1 protein-coding gene is annotated in these 233 nt (G+C 55.8%); it reads right to left on the reverse strand.

The window, feature by feature from the left end; all coding sequences use genetic code 11:
- Positions 1-233: FAD-binding protein (locus CF394_RS13040; protein WP_133079839.1), on the reverse strand; the 233-nt coding region annotated here is incomplete at both ends.

Below are 233 nucleotides of genomic sequence, written 5' to 3' on the forward strand. Positions count from 1 at the left end.
GTATCTGCGCACTTGCTCGTCCAGTGCGTAAAGCAGCTGCTGTCCCGTCGTCGCACCCGCATAAGCTGTTCTGTGGTGCTGTGTACCCCCGAATCGGCGGAAATCAAGCAGCCCTTCAGGCGTCCGGTTAAACATGACGCCCATCCGGTCTAATAAGTGGATGATAGAAGGCGCCGCTTCACACATCGCTTTAACCGGCGGCTGGTTTGCAAGAAAGTCTCCTCCGTATACAG

Origin of the sequence: Tetzosporium hominis (assembly GCF_002265435.1) — a bacterium.
GTDB lineage: Bacteria > Bacillota > Bacilli > Bacillales_A > Planococcaceae > Chryseomicrobium > Chryseomicrobium hominis.